This is a genomic window from Mycolicibacterium mageritense, from assembly GCF_010727475.1.
Classification (GTDB): domain Bacteria; phylum Actinomycetota; class Actinomycetes; order Mycobacteriales; family Mycobacteriaceae; genus Mycobacterium; species Mycobacterium mageritense.
The window spans coordinates 169,820-189,696 of sequence record NZ_AP022567.1; the positions used below are offsets into that span (position 1 = coordinate 169,820).

Below are 19,877 nucleotides of genomic sequence, written 5' to 3' on the forward strand. Positions count from 1 at the left end.
ACAGCGCTCAGCAGCTACGGTTGCTGCTGTGACGGCCGCGTTGCTCACAGACAAATACGAGCTGACGATGCTCGCCGCCGCGCTGCGTGACGGCACCGCACACCGGCAGACAACCTTCGAGGTCTTCGCCCGCCGCCTGCCCGAGGGCCGGCGATACGGCGTGGTCGCGGGAACAGCGCGCTTCGTGGAAGCTTTGGCGCAGTTCAGATTCGACCAGGCCGAACTCGACGCCCTTTCGGACTTCCTCGACGACGACACACTGGCGTTCCTGGCCGACTACCGGTTCGGCGGCGACGTCGACGGCTACGCCGAGGGTGAGCTCTACTTCCCTGGTTCCCCCGTGCTGTCGGTGCACGGCAGCTTCGCCGAATGCGTGATCCTGGAAACGCTGGTCCTGTCGATCTTCAACCACGACACCGCGATCGCTTCCGCGGCAGCCCGCATGGCGGCCGCCGCGCAGGGCCGCCCGCTGATCGAGATGGGGTCGAGGCGCACGCACGAACAGGCCGCGGTGGCGGCCGCGCGCGCCGCGTATCTGGCCGGGTTCGCCGGTTCGTCCAACCTGGAGGCGCAGCGTCGCTACGGAGTGCCCGCGCTGGGCACGGCGGCGCACGCGTACACCCTGCTGCACACCACTGCGGACGGCCCCGACGAACGTGCCGCGTTCCGCGGTCAGGTGGCGGCCCTCGGCACCGGGACCACTCTGCTGGTCGACACCTACGACATCACCAGGGGCGTGGCCAATGCCATCGAGGTGGCAGGCCCCGAACTTGGCGCGGTGCGCATCGACTCGGGTGACCTGGGAGTGCTGGCGCGCCAGGTCCGTCAGCAACTCGACGGTCTCGGCGCCACCAAGACCCGCATCGTGGTGTCGGGCGACCTCGACGAGTTCGCGATCGCGGCACTGCGCGCCGAACCCGTCGACAGCTACGGCGTCGGCACCTCGGTGGTGACCGGATCCGGCGCCCCCACCGCGAGCATGGTGTACAAACTCGTCGAGGTCGACGGTATCCCGGTCGCCAAACGCAGCAGCCACAAAGAATCCCACGGTGGTCGCAAGCAGGCGCTCCGGTTGGCGAAGGCCTCGGGCACCATCGTCGAGGAAGTCGTGTACCCGCACGGCCAACCGCCGTCGGACGCGTCCGACTTCGTCTCACGGCAGCTCACCGTGGACCTGGTCTCCGGTGGTGTTCCGGTCGGCACCTCCGATCTTGCCGACGCACGCGCGCTCGTGGCGGCCGGGCTGCACAGCCTGCCGTGGGACGGGCTGAAACTCTCCCGCGGCGAACCCGCGATCCCGACCCGGATGGCCCCGGCCGCGACGTGACCAACGTCGTCACCGAACTCCTCGCCGTCGCCGTCGACGGACTGGGCGGCACATGCCGCACCGGTCAGGTCGAGATGGCCGAGGCCGTCGCGCATGCTTTCGAATCCGGCGAGCACCTCGCGGTCCAGGCCGGGACCGGCACCGGCAAGTCGCTTGCCTACCTGGTGCCTGCCATCGCGCGTGCCCTCGAAACCGAACAACCGGTGGTGGTGTCGACGGCGACCATCGCGCTGCAGCGGCAACTGGTCGACCGCGACCTGCCCCGACTCGTGGAGTCGCTGACCAAGGTACTGCCGAGACGCCCCACCTTCGCGTTGCTGAAGGGGCGCGGAAACTATTTGTGCCTCAACAAGATCCACGGCGGCGCGGGCGAACCCGAGGACCGTCCCCAGGATGAGCTGTTCAACCCCGTCGCGGTCAGCGCCATGGGCCGTGACGTGCAGAGGTTGATGGACTGGTCGTCCGACACCGAGACCGGCGACCGTGACGAGGTGGTGCCCGGCGTACCGGACCGGTCGTGGGCTCAGGTCAGCGTCTCGGCGCGGGAGTGCATCGGGGTGTCGCGCTGCCAGTACGGGACGGACTGCTTCGCCGAGCGTGCCAGAGCCAAGGCGGGCACGGCCGACATCGTGGTCACCAACCATGCGCTGCTCGCGATCGACGCCCTGTCCGATTTCGCGGTACTCCCGGAATACGAGCTGCTGGTGGTCGACGAGGCGCACGAACTCGCGGACCGGGTCACCGGCGTGGCCACCGCCGAGCTGTCCGCGACGTCGATGGGCGTCGCGCATCGGCGCATGGCGCGCCTGGTCGACCCCGATCTCGCCGAACGGTTCGAGGCCGCGACCGCGACCCTCTCGTCGATGCTGCACGAGCTACCGGCCGGGCGCATCGACGTGCTCGACGAAGAGCTGGCCACCTATCTGACCGCACTGCGCGACGCGGCCAACGCCGCCCGCACGTCCATCGACACCTCCCCGAGCGATCCCAAGGCCGCGACCGCGCGGACCGAAGCCGTCACGGCGCTCAACGACGTGGCAGACACCGCGACCCGCATCCTGACGTCGTTCGTGCCGGCAATCCCCGACCGCACCGATGTGGTGTGGGTCGAGCAGGACGAATCGCAACGAACCACGCGGGCGACGCTGCGGGTGGCTCCCATGACGGTGTCAGGATTGTTGCGTACCAGGCTTTTTGCGCACACCACGGCCGTGCTGACGTCGGCGACGCTGAGCTTGGGCGGCAATTTCGACGCAATGGCCAGGAACTGGGGCCTGGCAGGCGGGCCCGACGGCGACGACACCAAGCCGGGCTGGCGGGGCATCGACGTGGGCTCTCCGTTCGAGCATGCGAAATCCGGAATCCTCTACGTCGCCAAGCATTTGCCGCCGCCTGGCCGCGACGGTCTCGGCACCGAGACGCTCGACGAGATCGCGGAACTGGTCACGGCGGCGGGTGGCCGAACACTGGGACTCTTCTCGTCGATGCGGGCTGCCAAGGCCGCCGCCGAGGTGATGCGCCAACGCCTCGACACCCCGGTCATCTGCCAGGGCGAGGACACCACTTCGGCTCTCGTGCAACAGTTCTCGGCCGACCCGCAAACGTCGTTGTTCGGCACGTTGTCACTGTGGCAGGGTGTCGACGTACCCGGCCCGTCGCTGTCGCTCGTGCTGATCGACCGGATTCCCTTCCCCCGCCCCGACGACCCGCTGTTGACCGCACGCCAGCGCGCGATCAGCGCGCACGGCGGCAACGGTTTCATGACGGTCGCGGCCAACCATGCCGCGCTGTTGCTCGCACAGGGCGCAGGACGGTTGCTCCGGCACACCGACGACCGCGGTGTGGTGGCGGTGCTCGACTCCCGGCTGGCAACCGCGCGGTACGGCGGCTACCTGCGCGCGTCGCTGCCCCCTTTCTGGGCCACGACCGATCCCGCTCGCGTGCGCCAGGCCTTGCAGCGATTGCGCGGCGCCACCTGAGATTCCGGCGGCGGTACGCAGAATTTCACTATCCTGGCCGCAACAGCCGCACCACGCCACGGAAGGTGAATCCATGAACCGACGGCAGCTCATCGCCGTCGTGATGGCGTGCGTGGCGCTCCCGCTGGCCGGCTGCGCGGACGTCCTGGAGGGCAAACCGGTATCGGTGTTCGCCGACCCGTTCTCGGTGGCAGGCATGCCGGCCACCGACGGGCCGAGCGGCCTGCGCCCTGACATCGACGAGCCCGCGCGCGAGGTGACGGGCACCGACGGCGGTGAGATCGACAAGCTGGCCGGCAATGCCGTCACCGACATCGAAGAGTTCTGGTCCGGCGCCTTCCCCGACGCGTTCGACGGTGACTTCAAGCCCGTGTCGAAGCTGATCTCTTGGAACGCCGAGGGATTCGACGATGAGTTCTGCGGGTTGGACACCTACGGGCTGGTCAACGCCGCGTACTGCAAGCTCGACCGTTCGATCGGCTGGGACCGGGGCGTGCTGCTTCCGACGCTGCGCAGGGACACCGGTGACATGGGCGTGGTCATGGTGCTCGCGCACGAGTACGGCCATTCCGTGCAGCGGCAGGCCGCGATGGCCGCACGGAGCACTCCGACACTGGTCGCCGAGCAACAGGCGGACTGTCTGGCGGGCTCCTACATGCGCTGGGTGGCCGAGGGAAACTCACCGCGGTTCACCCTCGACACCGGCGACGGGCTCAACAGCGTGCTGGCCGCCGTGATCTCGTTCCGCGACCCGCTGCTGAGCGAGAACGAGGCGGCCGGGGCCGCGATCGACGAGCACGGCTCGGCGTTCGAACGGGTCTCGGCCTTCCAGTTCGGGTTCACCGACGGCCCGTCGGCGTGCGCCGGGATCGACGTCAAGGAGATCCAGCAGCGCCGCGGTGACCTACCGGTCCTGCTGCCTGCCGATCAGACGGGTGAACTGCCGATCACCGAAAAGTGGGTGCGCGCCATGGTCGACGCACTGAATGCGTCGTTCAGGCCGCCGAACCCACCCGCGTTGAGCTTCGACGCACGCGCCGCACAGACCTGCCCGTCGGCGCGGCCCAGCCCACCGGCGTCGTATTGCCCGGATACCAACACCATCGTCGTCGATCTCGCCGAGCTTGAGCGCCTGGGCGCGCAGTCCGACGAGGAGAATGCCCTGGCCAACGGCGACAACACGGCGTACTCGGTGGTGACGTCGCGCTACATGCTGGCCCTGCAGCACGCGCGGGGCGCGTCCCTCGACGACGCCGAGGCCGCGCTGCGGACCGCGTGCCTGACCGGGTTGGCGACCGCCAAGCTGAGCAAGACGACCTCACTGGCCGACGGAGACAGCCTGGTACTGACCGCGGGTGACGTCGACGAGGCGGTATCGGGCATCCTCACCAACGGGTTGGCCGCCAGCGACGTCAACGGCGAGTCGGTGCCGTCGGGTTTCTCCCGGATCGACGCGTTCCGGCTCGGCGTGCTCGGTGACCAGGAACGGTGCTTCAAGCGGTTCGCGTGACGGTCAGGCCGGCATGCGCAACACGTAACCGGCCTCAAGCGCCACCCACGGCGCCCCGTCGGGGCCGATCGCCACGCCGTGCGGTTCGCTGTCGCGGGGCAGGTCGATCACGATGACCTCGCCGTCGCCGCTGATCTTCGCCAGCTGCGCCGTACCCCACAGGCTGACCCAGACGCCGTCGGCCGGGTCCGCCACCACCGCATGCGGTTTCCCGGGCAGGTCGAGCTCCTGGATCGCGTCGCCCATCGGGATGCGCCCGAGCTTCTCGGCGCGAATCTCGGTGACCCACACGGCGTCGTCGTGGGTCGCCGCGATCCCCACGGGACCTGCTGCGGGCGTGGGCAATTCCCGCACCGTGAGCTTGCCGGCCTCGGTCAGCCGACCGACGGCACCGGCTTCGTTGAGCGTGAACCACAGGGCGCCGTCGGGCCCTGTGGTGATCATCGACGGCATCCCGCCGACCACCGCCTGACTGCTGACCTCGCCGGCCGTGGTGATCCGGCCGATCTCTCCGGAGACCATCGCGGTGAACCACAGGGCACCGTCCGGACCCGCCGTGATGCCGAATGGTGCACTGCCGTCGGCCAATTCGAACTCCGACAGTTCGCCCGACATGGTGATGCGACCGATGCGGTCGTCACCGCTGCGGGTGAACCACAGCGCACCGTCCGGACCCGCCGTGATCACCGACGGACGGGACTGCGGCGCCACCGCGTACCGGGTGACGCCGCCGTCTGCGGCGATCCGGGCGATCTCGCCGGAGTGCACCAGCGTCACCCACATGGCTCCGTCGGGACCGGCCGCCAGCGCGTACGGGCCGCCGTCGACCTCGACCTTGAGTGCCCTGCTCAAGCGAGGGTGACCAGGCCGAGTTCGTTGTCGGCGGCCAGCAGTGGGTGATGCGGCAGTACGCGCACGGTGTAGCCGACGGGTCCGGCCACCGGCAGCGGCGTGCTGGTCGAGAACACCTCGTTGCCGCCGTCGGCGGTGCCCGTGTGGGTCATCGGTACGGTCACCGGGTCGACGATGGTGTCGCCGCCGTTCACGCGGCCCAGCACGGCCTGCACCACGACCTCGTCGGGCTTCAACCCGGCCAGTTGCACGGTCGCGGTGAGGCTGAGCTGCGAGCCCAGCAGTGGCGTGTCGGGCAGGCCGAAGCTGTCCACGTCGGTGATCGCGATCTTTGGCCAGGCCTGAGCGGCGCGGCGCCGGTAGGCCGCCAAGTCCCGGGCCGCCCCGAAGGGTTCGTCGGAGGTGCCTTCGACGGTGCGGCGCAGCGAGCGGGCCGCGGGCAGGTAGTACTTCTCGGTGTAATCCTCGACCATGCGCGAGGCGAGCACCTTGGGCCCGAGCACCTGCAGGGTGTGGCGCACCATCTCGACCCAGCGGGTCGGCACTCCGTGCTCGTCGCGCTCGTAGAACTTCGGGGTCACCGCGTTCTCGAGCAGGTCATACAGGGCGGCCGCCTCCAGATCGTCGCGGCGGCCCTCGTCGGCCAGCCCGTCGGCGGTGGGGATCTCCCAGCCGTTCTCGCCGTCGTACCACTCGTCCCACCAGCCGTCGCGGATGGACAGGTTCAGCCCACCGTTGAGCGCGCTCTTCATGCCCGAGGTGCCGCAGGCTTCCAACGGACGCAACGGGTTGTTGAGCCACACGTCACAACCCCAATACAGCAGCCGGGCCATCGACATGTCGTAGTCGGGCAGGAAGGCGATGCGGTGACGCACCTCGGGGCGGTCGGCGAATTTCACGATCTGCTGGATCAGCGCCTTGCCGCCGTCGTCGGCCGGATGCGATTTGCCTGCCACGATCAACTGCACGGGCCGCGCCTCATCGAGCAGCAACGCCTCCAGGCGCTCGGGATCGCGCAGCATCAGGGTCAACCGCTTGTAGGTCGGCACCCGGCGGGCGAACCCGATCGTCAACACCGACGGGTCGAACGCCGTTGCGATCCAGCCGAGTTCGGCCTCCGACGCACCACGCTCCAACCACGACTTGCGCAGCCGCTCCCGCACGTCGGCGATCAGCGTCTCACGCAGCTGCGAACGGATCCACCACAGATGGCCCGGGTCGACCTGCTGCAACTTCTCCCACACCGCGGGCTCGCGCAGCGAACCGAGATCATCGCTGCCGATCAGCTCGCGACCCAGCTCAAGCCACTGCGGGGCAGCCCACGTCGGCCCGTGCACGCCGTTGGTGATCGACCCGATCGGCACCTCGTCCGGGTCGAACCCCGGCCACAGATCGTTGAACATCACCCGGCTCACCCGGCCGTGCAGCAACGACACCCCGTTGGCCCGCTGCGCCAATCGCAGACCCATGTGCGCCATGTTGAACTTCGACGGATCATCCTCGGCACCAAAGGCGACCACCCGATCCAACGGCACTCCCGGCAGCAGGCGGGAATCCGCCGGACCGCCGGGTGGGCTGCCGAAGTACCGCTTCACCATCTCGACCGGGAAGCGGTCGATGCCCGCGGGCACCGGCGTGTGCGTGGTGAACACCGTCGAGGACCGCACCACCGTCAACGCGGTGTCGAAGTCCAACCCGGCCGCGACCAGCTCACGGATCCGCTCGACCCCGAGGAAACCCGCGTGGCCCTCGTTCATGTGGAACACCTCCGGGGCCGGCAGCCCCTCGGCCTCGGTGAACGCCCGGATCGCCCGCACCCCGCCGATACCGGCCAGGATCTCCTGCTTGATCCGGTGTTCCTGGTCACCGCCGTAGAGCCGATCGGTCACCCCGCGCAGATCGTGCTCGTTCTCCCCGATGTCAGAATCGAGCAGCAGCAACGGAATCCGGCCAACCTGCGCGATCCACACCCGCGCCTTCAGCTCACGGGCCTCCGGCAGCGCCAGCGACACCAGCACCGCAGCCCCCGACGCGTCGGTGAGCAGCCGCAACGGCAGACCCTGCGGGTCGAGCGACGGATAGTTCTCGTGCTGCCACCCGTCGGCGGTCAGCGACTGCCGGAAGTAGCCCGAGCGGTAGTACAACCCGACCGCGATGAGTGGCAGCCCCAGGTCGGAGGCCGATTTCAGGTGATCACCGGCCAGGATGCCCAAGCCGCCCGAGTAGTTCGGCAGCACCTCGGCCACTCCGAACTCCATCGAGAAGTACGCGATGCCCTTGGGCATGTCGACCCCGTCGGCGGCCTGCTGCTGATACCACAGCGGCCGCGTCAGATAGTTGTCCAGATCGGCGGCCAACCCATCGAGGCGGCGCAGGAACGCGTCATCGGAGGCCAACTCGTCGAGCCGCTTGGGACTCACGGCCCCCAGCAACGCGACCGGGTCGCCTCCGGTCTGGTGCCACAGATCCTCATCGACGGCGGCGAACAGATCCTGAGTCGGCTTGTCCCAGGACCAACGCAAATTGATCGACAGTCGTTCCAGCGCGGCCAACCTCTCGGGGAGGTGGGCACGGACAGTGAACCGGCGGAGGGCTTTCACGCGACCCAACCTTACTGACAATTCGCCGTCTCGCAGGCGATGCACCGGGCCGAAGGAAAACCCACACCGAAGGTGGGCAAACGCACAGAGAAAACAACACCAACGCGGGTTTTGCTCATATGAGCCCCCTTCGGGCCGGCGATATCGACGCGCGCAGTGATCGCTTCACGCCCGCGACGTTCGGCCGGACACTACGGTGGGTAAAGGACGCGACAAGGCAGTGAGAACCAACCAGACAGCCCAGTGCCGACAACGTGAGGAGTACTCGAGTGGCCGGTCGTATCGGAATCGACGATGTCGCTCCTGTGATTTCCGGTGGACGCTTCCCGGCCAAAGCGGTCGTCGGCGAAGTGGTCCCGGTCCGGGCGACGGTCTGGCGCGAAGGCCACGACGCGGTGGCGGCCACTCTGGTGGTGCGCTACCACGGCACCGATTATCCGCAGCTGGCCGGCGGCCCGGCGATCCCCGCGGTGCCGGTGCCCATCCAGGATGTTGTCTCGCCGGCACCCCGGATCAAACCGCAGGCGCTGCCGATGTCGAAGGGCCGCACACCTGACGTGTTCCACGGCCAGTTCACGCCTGGCAACGTGGGATTGTGGACGTTCCGGGTCGACGGCTGGGGCGATCCGATCGCGACCTGGCGTCACGCGGTGGAGGTCAAGCTCGGTGCCGGGCAGAGCGAAGGCGAGCTGTCCAACGACCTGCTGGTCGGGGCCCGCCTGCTGGAGCGCGCGGCCGCGGGCATGCCGCGGGAACTGCGCACCCCCCTGATCGAAGCCGCCGCGGCGCTGCGGACCCCTGGCGACCCGTTCACCCGCGCCGGCGCGGCCCTGTCCCCCGAGGTCACCGCGCTCCTGACGCAGTATCCGTTGCGTGAATTGCTCACGCGTGGTGAGCAATACGGCGTCTGGGTGGATCGACCCCTGGCCCGGTTCAGTTCGTGGTACGAGATGTTCCCGCGGTCTACGGGCGGATGGGACGATGCCGGCCACCCAGTTCACGGGACGTTCGCCACGGCGACCGCGGCGTTGCCCCGCATCGCCCGCATGGGTTTCAATATCGTCTACCTACCGCCGATTCATCCGATCGGCAAGGTGCACCGCAAGGGCCGCAACAACTCTGTGACGGCGGCACCCGGCGATGTCGGGTCGCCGTGGGCGATCGGCAGCGATGAAGGCGGGCACGACGCGGTGCACCCGGCGCTTGGCACGATCGACGACTTCGACGCGTTCGTGGCCGCGGCCCGCGACCAGGGGCTGGAGGTGGCACTCGACCTGGCGCTGCAGTGCGCACCGGACCACCCGTGGGCCAAGGAGCACCGCGAGTGGTTCACGGTGCTGCCGGACGGCACCATCGCCTACGCCGAGAACCCGCCCAAGAAGTACCAGGACATCTATCCGCTGAACTTCGACAACGACCCGGCAGGCCTGTACCACGAGGTTCTGCGAGTGGTCCGGTTCTGGATCTCGCACGGGGTCAAGGTGTTTCGGGTCGACAACCCGCACACCAAACCGCCGAACTTCTGGGCCTGGCTGATCGGCGAGGTCAAGAACAGCGATCCCGACGTGCTGTTCCTGTCCGAGGCCTTCACCAGGCCGGCCCGGCTCTACGGGTTGGCCAAACTCGGCTTCACGCAGTCCTATACGTACTTCACCTGGCGTACCGCCAAGTGGGAGCTCACCGAATTCGGCAACGAGATCGCCAAGTACGCCGACTGCGCACGGCCGAGCCTGTGGGTGAACACGCCCGACATCCTGCACGAGAGCCTGCAGCACGGCGGCCCGGGCATGTTCGCGATCCGCGCGGTGCTGGCGGCCACGATGAGTTCGTCGTGGGGCGTGTACTCCGGCTACGAACTTTTCGAGCACCGCGCGGTACGTGAGGGCAGCGAGGAATACCTGGACTCCGAGAAGTACGAGTTGCGACCGCGCGATTTCGAGACGGCGGTCGCACGCGGCGAGTCACTCGAGCCATTCCTGTCCCGGCTCAACGAGATTCGCCGGCTGCACCCCGCGCTGCGCCAACTGCGCACCATCACGTTCCATCACATCGACAACGACGCCCTGCTGGCCTACAGCAAATTCGACCCGATCACCGGCGACACCGTTCTGGTGGTGGTGACGCTCAACGCATTCGCACCGGAGCAGGCCACGCTGTGGCTCGACATGGGTGCGCTCGGAATGGAGTCCTACGACCGGTTCTGGGTACGCGACGAGATCAGCGGCGAGGAATACCAGTGGGGTCAGTCGAACTACATCCGTATCGACCCCGCCAAGGCGGTGGCACACGTGTTGAACATGCCGCTCGTGCCGGAGGAGAAACGGCTCGAGCTGCTACGCAGGGAATGAGGGCGAGATGACGCGAAGCAATCAACTCACCAATGCGCAACTGCGGCCCGACCCGTCAGATGTGCACCGGCTGCTCGCCGGTGAGCACCATGACCCGCATTCGGTGCTCGGCGCGCACGAATACTCCGATCACACCGTGATCCGGGCCTACCGGCCGCACGCGGTGAGCGTGGTCGCGTTGATCGGCGGCCAGCGATTCCCGTTCGAACACCTGGAGTCCGGCCTGTTCGCGGTCGCCGTGCCGTTCACCAACCTCGTCGACTACCGGCTCGAAATCGGCTATCCCGGGCCCGATGACACGATCGTCACGCACACCACGGCCGACGCCTACCGGTTCCTGCCCAACCTCGGCGAACTCGACCTGCACCTGTTCGCCGAGGGGCGTCACGAACGGCTCTGGGAGATCCTCGGGGCGCATCCACGGTCCTTCACCACGCCCGACGGTCAGGTCGACGGCGTGTCGTTCGCCGTCTGGGCGCCGAACGCCAAGGGCATCAACCTGATCGGCGACTTCAACCACTGGGACGGCAACGAAGCGCAGTTGCGCGTCATGGGCTCCTCGGGGGTCTGGGAACTGTTCTGGCCCGGCTTCCCCGCCGACGGTCTGTACAAGTTCCGGGTGCACGGCGCCGACGGTTCGGTCACCGACCGCGCCGACCCCATGGCCTTCGCCACCGAAGTACCGCCGCAGACCGCATCGCGCGTCACTCAGAGTTCCTATGAGTGGAACGACGACGACTGGATGACACGTCGGGCCGCGCTCAACCCGGTGTTCGAACCGATGAGCACCTACGAGGTCCACCTCATGTCGTGGCGGCCCGGCCTGAGCTACCGCCAACTGGCCGTCGAGCTCACCGAATATGTTGTGGAACAAGGCTTCACGCACGTCGAACTGTTACCGGTCGCCGAGCACCCGTTCGGCGGATCGTGGGGCTACCAGGTCACCTCCTACTACGCGCCCACGTCGCGGCTGGGCAGCCCCGACGACTTCCGCTACCTGGTCGACGCACTGCACCAGGCCGGCATCGGCGTCATTGTCGACTGGGTACCCGCGCACTTCCCCAAAGACGCCTGGGCCCTCGGCCGCTTCGACGGCACCGCACTCTACGAACACTCCGACCCCCGCCGCGGCGAACAACTCGACTGGGGCACCTACGTTTTCGACTTCGGCCGCCCCGAAGTCCGCAACTTCCTGGTCGCCAACGCGCTGTACTGGCTGCAGGAGTACCACGTCGACGGGCTCCGGGTCGACGCCGTCGCCTCGATGCTCTACCTCGACTACTCGCGCCCCGAGGGCGGCTGGACCCCCAACATCCACGGCGGCCGCGAAAACCTCGAAGCGGTGCAGTTCCTGCAGGAGATGAACGCCACCGTCCACAAGGCCACGCCCGGAATCGTCACCGTCGCCGAGGAATCCACCTCCTGGCCCGGCGTCACCCGACCGACGAACCTCGGCGGCCTCGGCTTCTCCATGAAATGGAACATGGGCTGGATGAACGACACGCTCGACTACATCAGCCGCAACCCCATCTACCGCAGCTATCACCACCACGAGATGACGTTCTCGATGCTCTACGCATTCAGCGAGAACTACGTGCTGCCGATCAGCCATGACGAGGTGGTGCACGGCAAGGGCACCCTGTGGGGCCGCATGCCTGGCAACGACCACGAGAAAGCCGCCGGGCTGCGCAGCCTCCTCGCCTACCAGTGGGCCCACCCCGGTAAGCAACTGCTGTTCATGGGCCAGGACTTCGGCCAGCGCGCCGAATGGTCCGAAGAGCGCGGGCTGGACTGGTTCCAGCTCCAGGAACAAGGGTTCTCCGGCGGCATCCAACGCCTGGTCCGCGACCTCAACACCATCTACCGCAGCCACCCCGCGCTGTGGAGCCGCGACACCAGCCATGAAGGCTACTCGTGGATCGACGCCAACGACTCCGCCAACAATGTGCTGAGCTTCCTGCGGTTCGGCAGCGACGGCTCGATGCTGGCGTGCGTGATCAACTTCGCAGGCACCGAACACAGCCACTACCGACTCGGCCTGCCACACACCGGCACCTGGAACGAGGTGCTCAACACCGACTCGGCGATCTACAACGGCTCAGGCATCGGCAACCTCGGCGCGGTCGAGGCCACCGACGAGCCGTGGCACGGCCGCCAGGCCTCTGCGGTCATGGTGCTGCCGCCGCTGGCCGCATTGTGGTTCGAACCCGCCTAGTTCTGTTCTCCGCCGAGCAGACGCCAACGTACCCCGGAAAGCGCTTCCCAGGGTACGTTGGCGTCTGCTCGCGGAAAAACGTCAGTACAGCGCGTTGGCGAGATTGCGGCGGCCCGCGACGACGTCCGGGTCGGCGGGGTCGAAGAGGTCGAACAGCTCGATGAGCCGCGTCCGCACCGCCGTCCGGTCATCCCCGGACGTGCGCTTGATCAGGGCGATCAGCCGGTCGAACGCGGCCGACACCTGCTGCTGCAGGATCTCGACGTCGGCCGCGGCGAACGCCGCTTCGATGTCCGCCGGTGCGGCGTCCGCGACCGCGACCGCATCGGGCCGTTGCGCACTGGCGCGCTGCAGGAACGTGATCTGCCGGACGGCACCCTTGGCCTCGGCGTTGTTGGGGTTGGCAGCCAAGATCGCCTGGTAGGCCGTCAGCGCCTCGGCGAAATTGCCGTTGTCGAGATGGTCGCGCGCCGCCGCCAGCTCCGGGTCGACCTGCTCGGGTTCATCGCTGTCGGGCGAACCGCTGAGCTTGCCGCGAGTCGCCTCCAGCAGCGAATCGACCCATCGCCGCAGCTGATCGGCCGGCTGGGCACCCTGGAAGCTCGCGATGGGCTGGCCGGCCGCCAGCGCCACCACGGTCGGAACACCCTGGATGCCGAACATCTGCGCCACGCGCGGCGTGGTGTCGACGTTGACCGAGGCCAGCGACCACTTGCCGGCATCGGCGGTGGCCAGTCCGGCCAATGTGTCGCCGAGCTGCACGCTGGAGTCGCTGCGCGGCGACCACAACAACACCACCACCGGCACCTGACTGGACCGGATCAGCACCTCGGCTTCGAAATTCGCCTCGGTCACCTCGACACCACCCGGGCCTGCGGTCGCGTCTGAACCACCGGTCTGCGCCGGGCGCTGCTTGAGCGCCGAGAGGTCAACTGCACCGGCCAATGCCGGGCCGACAGAAGGTCGTGGACGAGTCACGTATCCAAGTCTGTCACGTCGTTTCGGGCACGGCCCCGCCCGGTTGCGAGACCAGCGCCGACCGGCCCGAGGATCGCAGCCGCGCGGTGCGATCGGCCCACATGACGAAGATCACACTGCCAAGCGGCACGATGCTCGCCAGCAACGCCAGAATCCAGGTGCCGATACCCCACTTGAACGCGAGTCCGACCAATATCGCGGCCACCACGAACGCGATGAAGATGCCGCCGTGGATCGGACCGAACACCTTGACGCCGACCTCGGTGCGAGGACTGCCCAGGTACTTGAAATACATGCCGACCAGCAGGCCGGCCCAGCTGACGGCCTCGGCCAACGCGATGAGCCGGAACCAGCCGGGGATCGAACGCAGGTCAAAAGAGCTTGTCATGGCCGCCATTGTGCCCGACCCGCCGGCCAGCTACTACGTAGCGTCGTATAAGGCGTCGCCGATTAGCTGTCAGCGCCGCAGAACCAGCGCATCACCCTGGCCACCGGCGCCGCACAACGCGGCCACCGCGTAGCCCGAGCCTTTGCGGGCCAGTTCCAGCGCGGCGTGCAGTGTGATGCGGGCGCCCGACATGCCGATCGGATGGCCGATCGCGATCGCGCCGCCGTTGACGTTGACCTTCGCCGGGTCCACACCCAGTTCCCTGGTGGACGCCAGCGAAACCGCAGCGAACGCCTCGTTGATCTCGACGACGTCGAGCTGATCGACCGTGATGCCCTCGCGCGCGATCGCCTTCTTGATCGCATTCGCGGGCTGAGACTGCAACGTCGAGTCGGGGCCCGCAACCACGCCGTGCGCGCCGATCTCACAGAGCCAGCTCAGGCCCAGCTCCTCGGCCTTGGCCTTGTTCATCACCACGACCGCACACGCACCGTCGGAGATCTGCGACGACGAACCCGCGGTGATGGTGCCGTCCTTGCGGAACGCGGGACGCAGGCCGCCCAGCGACTCGGCCGTGGTGTTGGCACGGATGCCCTCGTCCTCGGCGAACTCGATCGGATCGCCCTTGCGTTGCGGAATCGAGACCGGCACCACCTCGTCGGCGTACACGCCGTCCTTCCACGCGGCGGCGGCCTTCTGGTGGGACTGCGCAGCAAACTCGTCCTGTTCGGCGCGCGTGAACTTGTCGACTTCGTTGCGCTGCTCGGTCAGCGCGCCCATCGGCTGATCGGTGAACACGTCGTGCAGGCCGTCGTAAGCCAGGTGATCGAGCACCGTGACGTCGCCGTATTTGTAGCCCTCACGGCTCTTGGGCAGCAGGTGCGGCGCCTGGGTCATGGACTCCTGGCCACCGGCGACGACGACGTCGAACTCGCCGGCCCGGATCAGCTGATCGGCCAGTGCAATGGCATCGATACCGGACAAGCACATCTTGTTGATGCTCAGGGCGGGCACGTCCCAGCCGATGCCGCCGGCCACCGCGGCCTGCCGAGCAGGCATCTGCCCGGCGCCCGCAGTCAGCACCTGCCCCATGATCACGTACTCGACCAGCGAAGCGTCCACGCCCGCCTTCTCCAGGGCACCCTTGATGGCGATCCCGCCCAGGTCGCTGCCCGAGAAATCCTTGAGCGAGCCCATCAGCTTGCCCACCGGAGTCCGCGCTCCAGCAACGATCACCGACGTTGTCATTTGTTACCTCCAGGGGTGGTTGAGAAAGCTGTGTGGCCGATCACACATTCCGCAAGCGTTCAGGTAAAGGTTACCGTTGCGTTATGACCACCGAACATGTCGATGCCCGTCCAGCGCTCTCCAGCGCCCTGGTGACCGCGATCGATCATGTCGGTATCGCGGTGCCCGATCTCGATGCCTCGATCAAGTGGTACCACGACAACCTCGGCATGATCGTCCTGCACGAGGAGATCAACGAGGAGCAGGGCGTCCGCGAGGCGATGCTGTCGGTTCGTGGCGCACCCAAGGGCAGCGCCCAGATCCAGCTGATGTCGCCGCTGGACGAAAACTCGACCATCGCCAAGTTCATCGACAAGCGGGGCCCTGGCCTGCAGCAGCTGGCCTACCGGACCAGCGACATCGACGCCTTGAGCGAGCGGCTGCGCAGCCAGGGCGTGCGCCTGCTGTACGAGGCGCCCCGCAAGGGCACCGCGAACTCGCGCATCAACTTCGTCCACCCCAAGGATGCCGGCGGCGTGCTGGTCGAGCTGGTCGAGCCGGCCGGCGACGAGCACTGATCCGCTAGGACCACCTACGCGTCGGGCCGCGGTTTGCCCGATTGGCCCAGCACGGCGTGTGCCAATGGCGGCGGTCGTCCACCGCGGCTTCCCCCATATCCGCGGGCCACGCCACGACATGAGCTGTACCCGAACGAATTTCGTGGTCACACCCCGGACACCGGTACGTCTTGACCGCACGCGCCGCGGTGACGGTCCGCACCTCGTACTCATAGCCGTCCGGGCCGGTTTCGATTCGACGCGTCGACAACGCCGGCGGCAGTCGCCGCGGTTCCCGACGTCGCCGCGCCATCAGAACAGCCGGTACTCGTCGTTGTCCATGCCCCGCATCTGGTCGTAATCCAAAGTCACGCAACGGATCCCGCGGTCGGTCGCCAAGGTACGAGCTTGCGGCTTGATCTGCTGGGCCGCGAAGACGCCGGCGACCGGAGCCAGCAGACTGTCCCGGTTGAGCAGCTCGAGGTAACGCGTCAGCTGTTCGACCCCGTCGATCTCACCACGCCTCTTGATCTCCACCGCCACCGAACGGCCCAGCTCGTCGCGGCACAGCAGATCCACCGGACCGATCGCGGTCGGGTATTCGCGACGCACCAATGTGTAACCCGCGCCGAGCAACTCGACATGTTCGGCGAGCAAGACCTGTAGGTGCGCCTCGACGCCGTCCTTCACCAGACCGGGATCGACGCCGAGTTCATGGCTCGAATCATGCTCGACGTCCTCGACCGTGATCCGCAGTTGCTCACCGGCCTTGTTCTCCACCACCCACAGCAGGCCTGCCCCATCCGAGCTTTCCTCGGTCACCCAACACGGTGGGCTCATCCAGTTCAGGGGCTTGTAGGCACGGTCGTCGGCATGCACGCTGACCGACCCGTCGGCCTTGAAGAGCAGAAGCCGGCGAGCCGATGGCAGGTGGGCCGTCAACCGGCCCACGTAGTCGACGGTGCACTGGGCAATGACGAGGCGCACCCGATCCACCTTAGGGGCACGCCCGACGAACTAGGCTGACGGCACAATGAACGCTGACAATTCGGTCGCCCGGCGACTGGGCCGCGTCCTCGAAACAGTCACGCGGCAGAGCAGCAAGATCCCCGACACGCCGGAATTCGGCTCGTGGATCCTGGGCCGGGTGTCGGAGAGCCAGCGCAAGCGGCGGATCCGCATCCAGCTGATCCTGACGACGTTCGTGATCGTCGCGAACCTGCTGGGTATCGGGGTCTCCCTGCTCATCGTCACGGTCCTGTTCCCGACCCCGAGTGTGTTCGACTCGCAGGTGCTCTGGATCACGTTCATCCTGGCCCCGGCCTACATCGCCACGGCTCTTGTGGTCGGCGTGTTCTGGGCGACCAACCGTGTGATCCGCAACGTTCGGTGGTCCTTGGAGGGGCGGCAGCCGACCATCGCCGATCAGCGCAACACGTTCTTTGCGCCGAACAAGCTCACCATCGTGCTGCTGTTCCTGTGGGGGCTGGGCACTGCCGTCCTCACCACGGCCTACGGCCTGGTGAACACCAACTACATTCCGAAGTTCTTGCTGGGCATCAGTTTTCCCGGGATCGTGGTGTCCGTCAGCTGCCACCTGTTCACCGAGTTCGCACTGCGGCCCGTGGCTGCACAGGCGCTGGAGGCCGGCCCGCCGCCCGTGCGGCTGGCACCGGGAATCATGGGCCGCACCATGGTGGTGTGGTTGCTGAGTTCTGGGGTGCCCATCTTGGGCATCCTGCTGGCGGCCGTGTTCGCCTTGACCCTGGAAAACTTGACGCCCACGCAATTCGGGTTCGCCGTGATCGGGCTGGCGGTCTTCGCACTGATCTTCGGGTTCCTGCTGATGTGGATCCTGTCGTGGCTCACCGCTACGCCCATCCGTGCTGTCCGGGCTGCGCTGAATCGCGTCGAACAGGGCGATCTCGACACCAATCTGGTGGTGTTCGACGGCACCGAACTGGGGCAGTTGCAGCGCGGATTCAACTCGATGGTGCACGGCCTGCGGGAACGCGAACGCGTCCGTGACCTGTTCGGCCGCCACGTCGGTCGCGAGGTGGCCGCGCTGGCCGAGCAGGAGAAGCCCCAGCTGGGCGGTGAAGAACGGCACGCCGCGGTCATATTCGTCGATGTCATCGGTTCCACCCAGCTGGTCACGAGCCGACCCGCGGTCGAGGTCGTCGACCTGCTCAACCGATTCTTCGCCGTGATCGTCGACGAGGTGGACCGCCATCACGGCCTGGTCAACAAGTTCGAGGGCGACGCTGTGCTGGCCGTGTTCGGCGCACCGGTGCACCTCGACCACGCCGAGGACGAGGCGCTGGCCGCGGCCCGGGCGATCGCCCGCAGGCTCCGGGCCGAGGTGCCCGAACTCGACGCCGGCATCGGCGTGGCGGCCGGCCAGGTGGTGGCGGGCAACGTCGGCGCCAAGGAACGCTTCGAGTACACCGTGATCGGCGAGCCGGTCAACGAAGCAGCGCGGCTGTGTGAACTGTCCAAATCCATACCCGGACATCTGGTGGCCTCATCGGACACCATCGCGAACGCCACCGAAACCGAGAGCGCCCATTGGTCTTTGGGTGACACCGTGACGTTGCGTGGGCTCGACGAACCGACGCGATTGGCGATTCCGGTCTAACGGCCCGCGGCGGCCAGCGCGTCGTCCACCGAACCGAACGCTGTGAGACCCGTGCCGATCACCGCATCGGGGTCGACCAGGTAGCCGTCCTTGCCCTGCGCCCGCAGCGTCGCACTCATGCCGGCGAGCAGAGCCCGCGCTGCGTCGTCGATGTCGTCGACCCGGGACACGTCGAGGATCGCCACATCGAAACGGTCACGTTCGCGGTCGACGGTGCGCGCCACCTGCTCTGCCCCGCAGAACAACAGATCGCCATGCGCCTCATAGACGCGGATCCGGTCCACGGGCTCGTACACGGCCCGCAGGGTGGCCCGCGAATCCCTTGCGACCGTGAGGAAATGCAGTCCGAGCTGTTCAGAGAGGCTGCGGCACACCCGAACTCCCCGCACGCTGTTGCCCTTGGCGTCCAGCAGAGGCGAGTACACCCCGATCCCCAGCTGCCCCGGCAGCACTGCGACGATGCCGCCTCCGACGCCGCTCTTGGCGGGCATCCCGACCGCGCTGACCCAGTCGCCTGCCGCGTCGTACATGCCGCAGGTCACCATCACAGACAGCGTGCGACGCACCACCGCGCCGTCGGTCACCCGACGACCGGTCATGGGGTTGATGCCACCGCGGGCCAGAGTTGCCGCCATCCGAGCCAGGTCGGTGCTCGTCACCTTGAACGAGCATTGCCGGAAATACACGTCGAGCACGTCGTCGGGATCGCCGTCGAGCACACCGAAGCTGTCCAGCATGTAGGCGATCGCGCGGTTGCGGCTGCCGGTCGCCTTCTCCGACGCGTACACCTGATGATCGATCTCCAACCGGCGGCCGGCGAAACCCGAGTAGAACTCCTGGATCAGGTCGAACTTCTCGTCCGCCGTCCGGCCCGGCACGAGCGAGACCGCGGCGATCGCACCCGCATTGATCATGGGGTTCTTGGGCATGTTGGTGACTTCGTCGACACTGATGACGTTGAACGCCTCCCCGGAGGGTTCGACGCCGATCCGCGCGTCGACAGCACATTGCCCGATGCGGTCAAGCGCGAGCGCATAGGTGAACGGCTTGGAAATCGACTGGATGGTGAATTCGACTGTTGCGTCCCCGGATTCGTAGACGAAGCCATCCGAGGACGACACCGACAGAGCGAATCCCTCGGGGTCGACCCGGCTCAACTCCGGGATGTAATCAGCCAATCTCCCATCGGTGACATCGGCGTGTTCGGCGCGGATCCGGTCGAGGTACTGCTGCACGAGTTGTGCCACGATCGGCATTC

15 protein-coding genes are annotated in these 19,877 nt (G+C 67.4%); 7 read left to right on the plus strand and 8 right to left on the minus strand.

Going from position 1 to position 19,877, the window contains the following annotated elements:
• Positions 1 to 28: 28 nt before the first annotated feature.
• The 3 genes from G6N67_RS00875 (at position 29) to G6N67_RS00885 (ending at position 4,816) form a co-directional block, all read left to right on the plus strand.
• Positions 29 to 1,327, plus strand: coding sequence for a nicotinate phosphoribosyltransferase (locus G6N67_RS00875; protein WP_036436047.1), 1,299 nt, complete (start codon positions 29 to 31; stop codon positions 1,325 to 1,327).
• A complete protein-coding gene (locus G6N67_RS00880) occupies positions 1,324 to 3,306 on the plus strand; it encodes an ATP-dependent DNA helicase (RefSeq protein ID WP_036436046.1) in 1,983 nt (660 codons plus the stop codon). Before G6N67_RS00875 ends, G6N67_RS00880 begins: the two co-directional genes overlap by 4 nt.
• Positions 3,307 to 3,379: 73 nt before the next feature.
• Entirely contained in the window at positions 3,380 to 4,816 is a 1,437-nt protein-coding gene (locus G6N67_RS00885) for a neutral zinc metallopeptidase (protein ID WP_036436044.1), read from the plus strand.
• Between the two features lie 3 nt (positions 4,817 to 4,819).
• Here the strand turns inward: G6N67_RS00885 and G6N67_RS00890 are convergent, their stop codons facing one another.
• Together G6N67_RS00890 and glgP are read right to left on the minus strand one after the other, a co-directional pair.
• Positions 4,820 to 5,668, minus strand: coding sequence for a Vgb family protein (locus G6N67_RS00890; protein ID WP_036436040.1), 849 nt, complete (start codon positions 5,666 to 5,668; stop codon positions 4,820 to 4,822).
• A complete protein-coding gene (glgP, locus tag G6N67_RS00895; protein ID WP_036436039.1) occupies positions 5,665 to 8,268 on the minus strand; it encodes an alpha-glucan family phosphorylase in 2,604 nt (867 codons plus the stop codon). Before glgP ends, G6N67_RS00890 begins: the two co-directional genes overlap by 4 nt.
• Before the next feature lie 269 nt (positions 8,269 to 8,537).
• On the opposite strand from glgP, the gene G6N67_RS00900 reads away from it, so the two are divergent.
• Together G6N67_RS00900 and glgB are read left to right on the plus strand one after the other, a co-directional pair.
• A complete protein-coding gene (locus G6N67_RS00900; protein WP_036436037.1) occupies positions 8,538 to 10,616 on the plus strand; it encodes an alpha-1,4-glucan--maltose-1-phosphate maltosyltransferase in 2,079 nt (692 codons plus the stop codon).
• 7 nt (positions 10,617 to 10,623) lie between these two features.
• Positions 10,624 to 12,831: a 1,4-alpha-glucan branching protein GlgB gene (gene glgB, locus G6N67_RS00905; RefSeq protein ID WP_036436035.1), complete on the plus strand. Its 2,208-nt coding sequence runs from the start codon at positions 10,624 to 10,626 to the stop codon at positions 12,829 to 12,831.
• An 81-nt stretch (positions 12,832 to 12,912) separates the two neighbouring features.
• On the opposite strand, the gene G6N67_RS00910 is transcribed toward glgB, so the two are convergent.
• The 3 genes from G6N67_RS00910 to G6N67_RS00920 are packed head-to-tail and all read right to left on the minus strand — an operon-like array spanning position 12,913 to position 15,445.
• Positions 12,913 to 13,809 carry a tetratricopeptide repeat protein gene (locus G6N67_RS00910; protein WP_036436033.1) on the minus strand — a complete coding sequence of 299 codons (897 nt, stop codon included), beginning with the start codon at positions 13,807 to 13,809 and terminating at the stop codon, positions 12,913 to 12,915.
• A 13-nt stretch (positions 13,810 to 13,822) separates the two neighbouring features.
• A complete protein-coding gene (locus G6N67_RS00915) occupies positions 13,823 to 14,206 on the minus strand; it encodes a DUF3817 domain-containing protein (protein ID WP_036436030.1) in 384 nt (127 codons plus the stop codon).
• Positions 14,207 to 14,266: 60 nt separating this feature from the next.
• The gene (locus G6N67_RS00920; RefSeq protein WP_036436026.1) at positions 14,267 to 15,445 is read right to left on the minus strand and encodes an acetyl-CoA C-acetyltransferase; all 1,179 of its coding nucleotides are present in this window, start codon (positions 15,443 to 15,445) and stop codon (positions 14,267 to 14,269) included.
• 83 nt (positions 15,446 to 15,528) lie between these two features.
• Here G6N67_RS00920 and mce point away from each other — a divergent pair, with 83 nt between their 5' ends.
• Positions 15,529 to 16,002, plus strand: a complete 474-nt coding sequence (gene mce / locus G6N67_RS00925) for a methylmalonyl-CoA epimerase (RefSeq protein WP_036436023.1) — start codon at positions 15,529 to 15,531, stop codon at positions 16,000 to 16,002.
• Positions 16,003 to 16,006: 4 nt separating this feature from the next.
• Here mce and G6N67_RS00930 read toward each other — a convergent pair whose 3' ends face one another.
• Positions 16,007 to 16,294 (minus strand): Rv1322 family protein, encoded by a 288-nt coding sequence (locus G6N67_RS00930; RefSeq protein ID WP_081812659.1) that lies wholly within the window; start codon positions 16,292 to 16,294, stop codon positions 16,007 to 16,009.
• Positions 16,294 to 16,968 carry an endonuclease NucS gene (gene nucS, locus G6N67_RS00935; protein WP_036438243.1) on the minus strand — a complete coding sequence of 225 codons (675 nt, stop codon included), beginning with the start codon at positions 16,966 to 16,968 and terminating at the stop codon, positions 16,294 to 16,296. The genes G6N67_RS00930 and nucS overlap by 1 nt, the downstream gene beginning before the upstream one ends.
• A gap of 46 nt (positions 16,969 to 17,014) precedes the next feature.
• Here nucS and G6N67_RS00940 point away from each other — a divergent pair, with 46 nt between their 5' ends.
• Entirely contained in the window at positions 17,015 to 18,619 is a 1,605-nt protein-coding gene (locus G6N67_RS00940; protein WP_036436021.1) for an adenylate/guanylate cyclase domain-containing protein, read from the plus strand.
• On the opposite strand, the gene glsA is transcribed toward G6N67_RS00940, so the two are convergent.
• Positions 18,616 to 19,866 carry a glutaminase A gene (gene glsA / locus G6N67_RS00945; RefSeq protein ID WP_036438242.1) on the minus strand — a complete coding sequence of 417 codons (1,251 nt, stop codon included), beginning with the start codon at positions 19,864 to 19,866 and terminating at the stop codon, positions 18,616 to 18,618. The two genes, G6N67_RS00940 and glsA, sit on opposite strands and share 4 nt — an antisense overlap.
• Positions 19,867 to 19,877 lie beyond the last annotated feature (11 nt).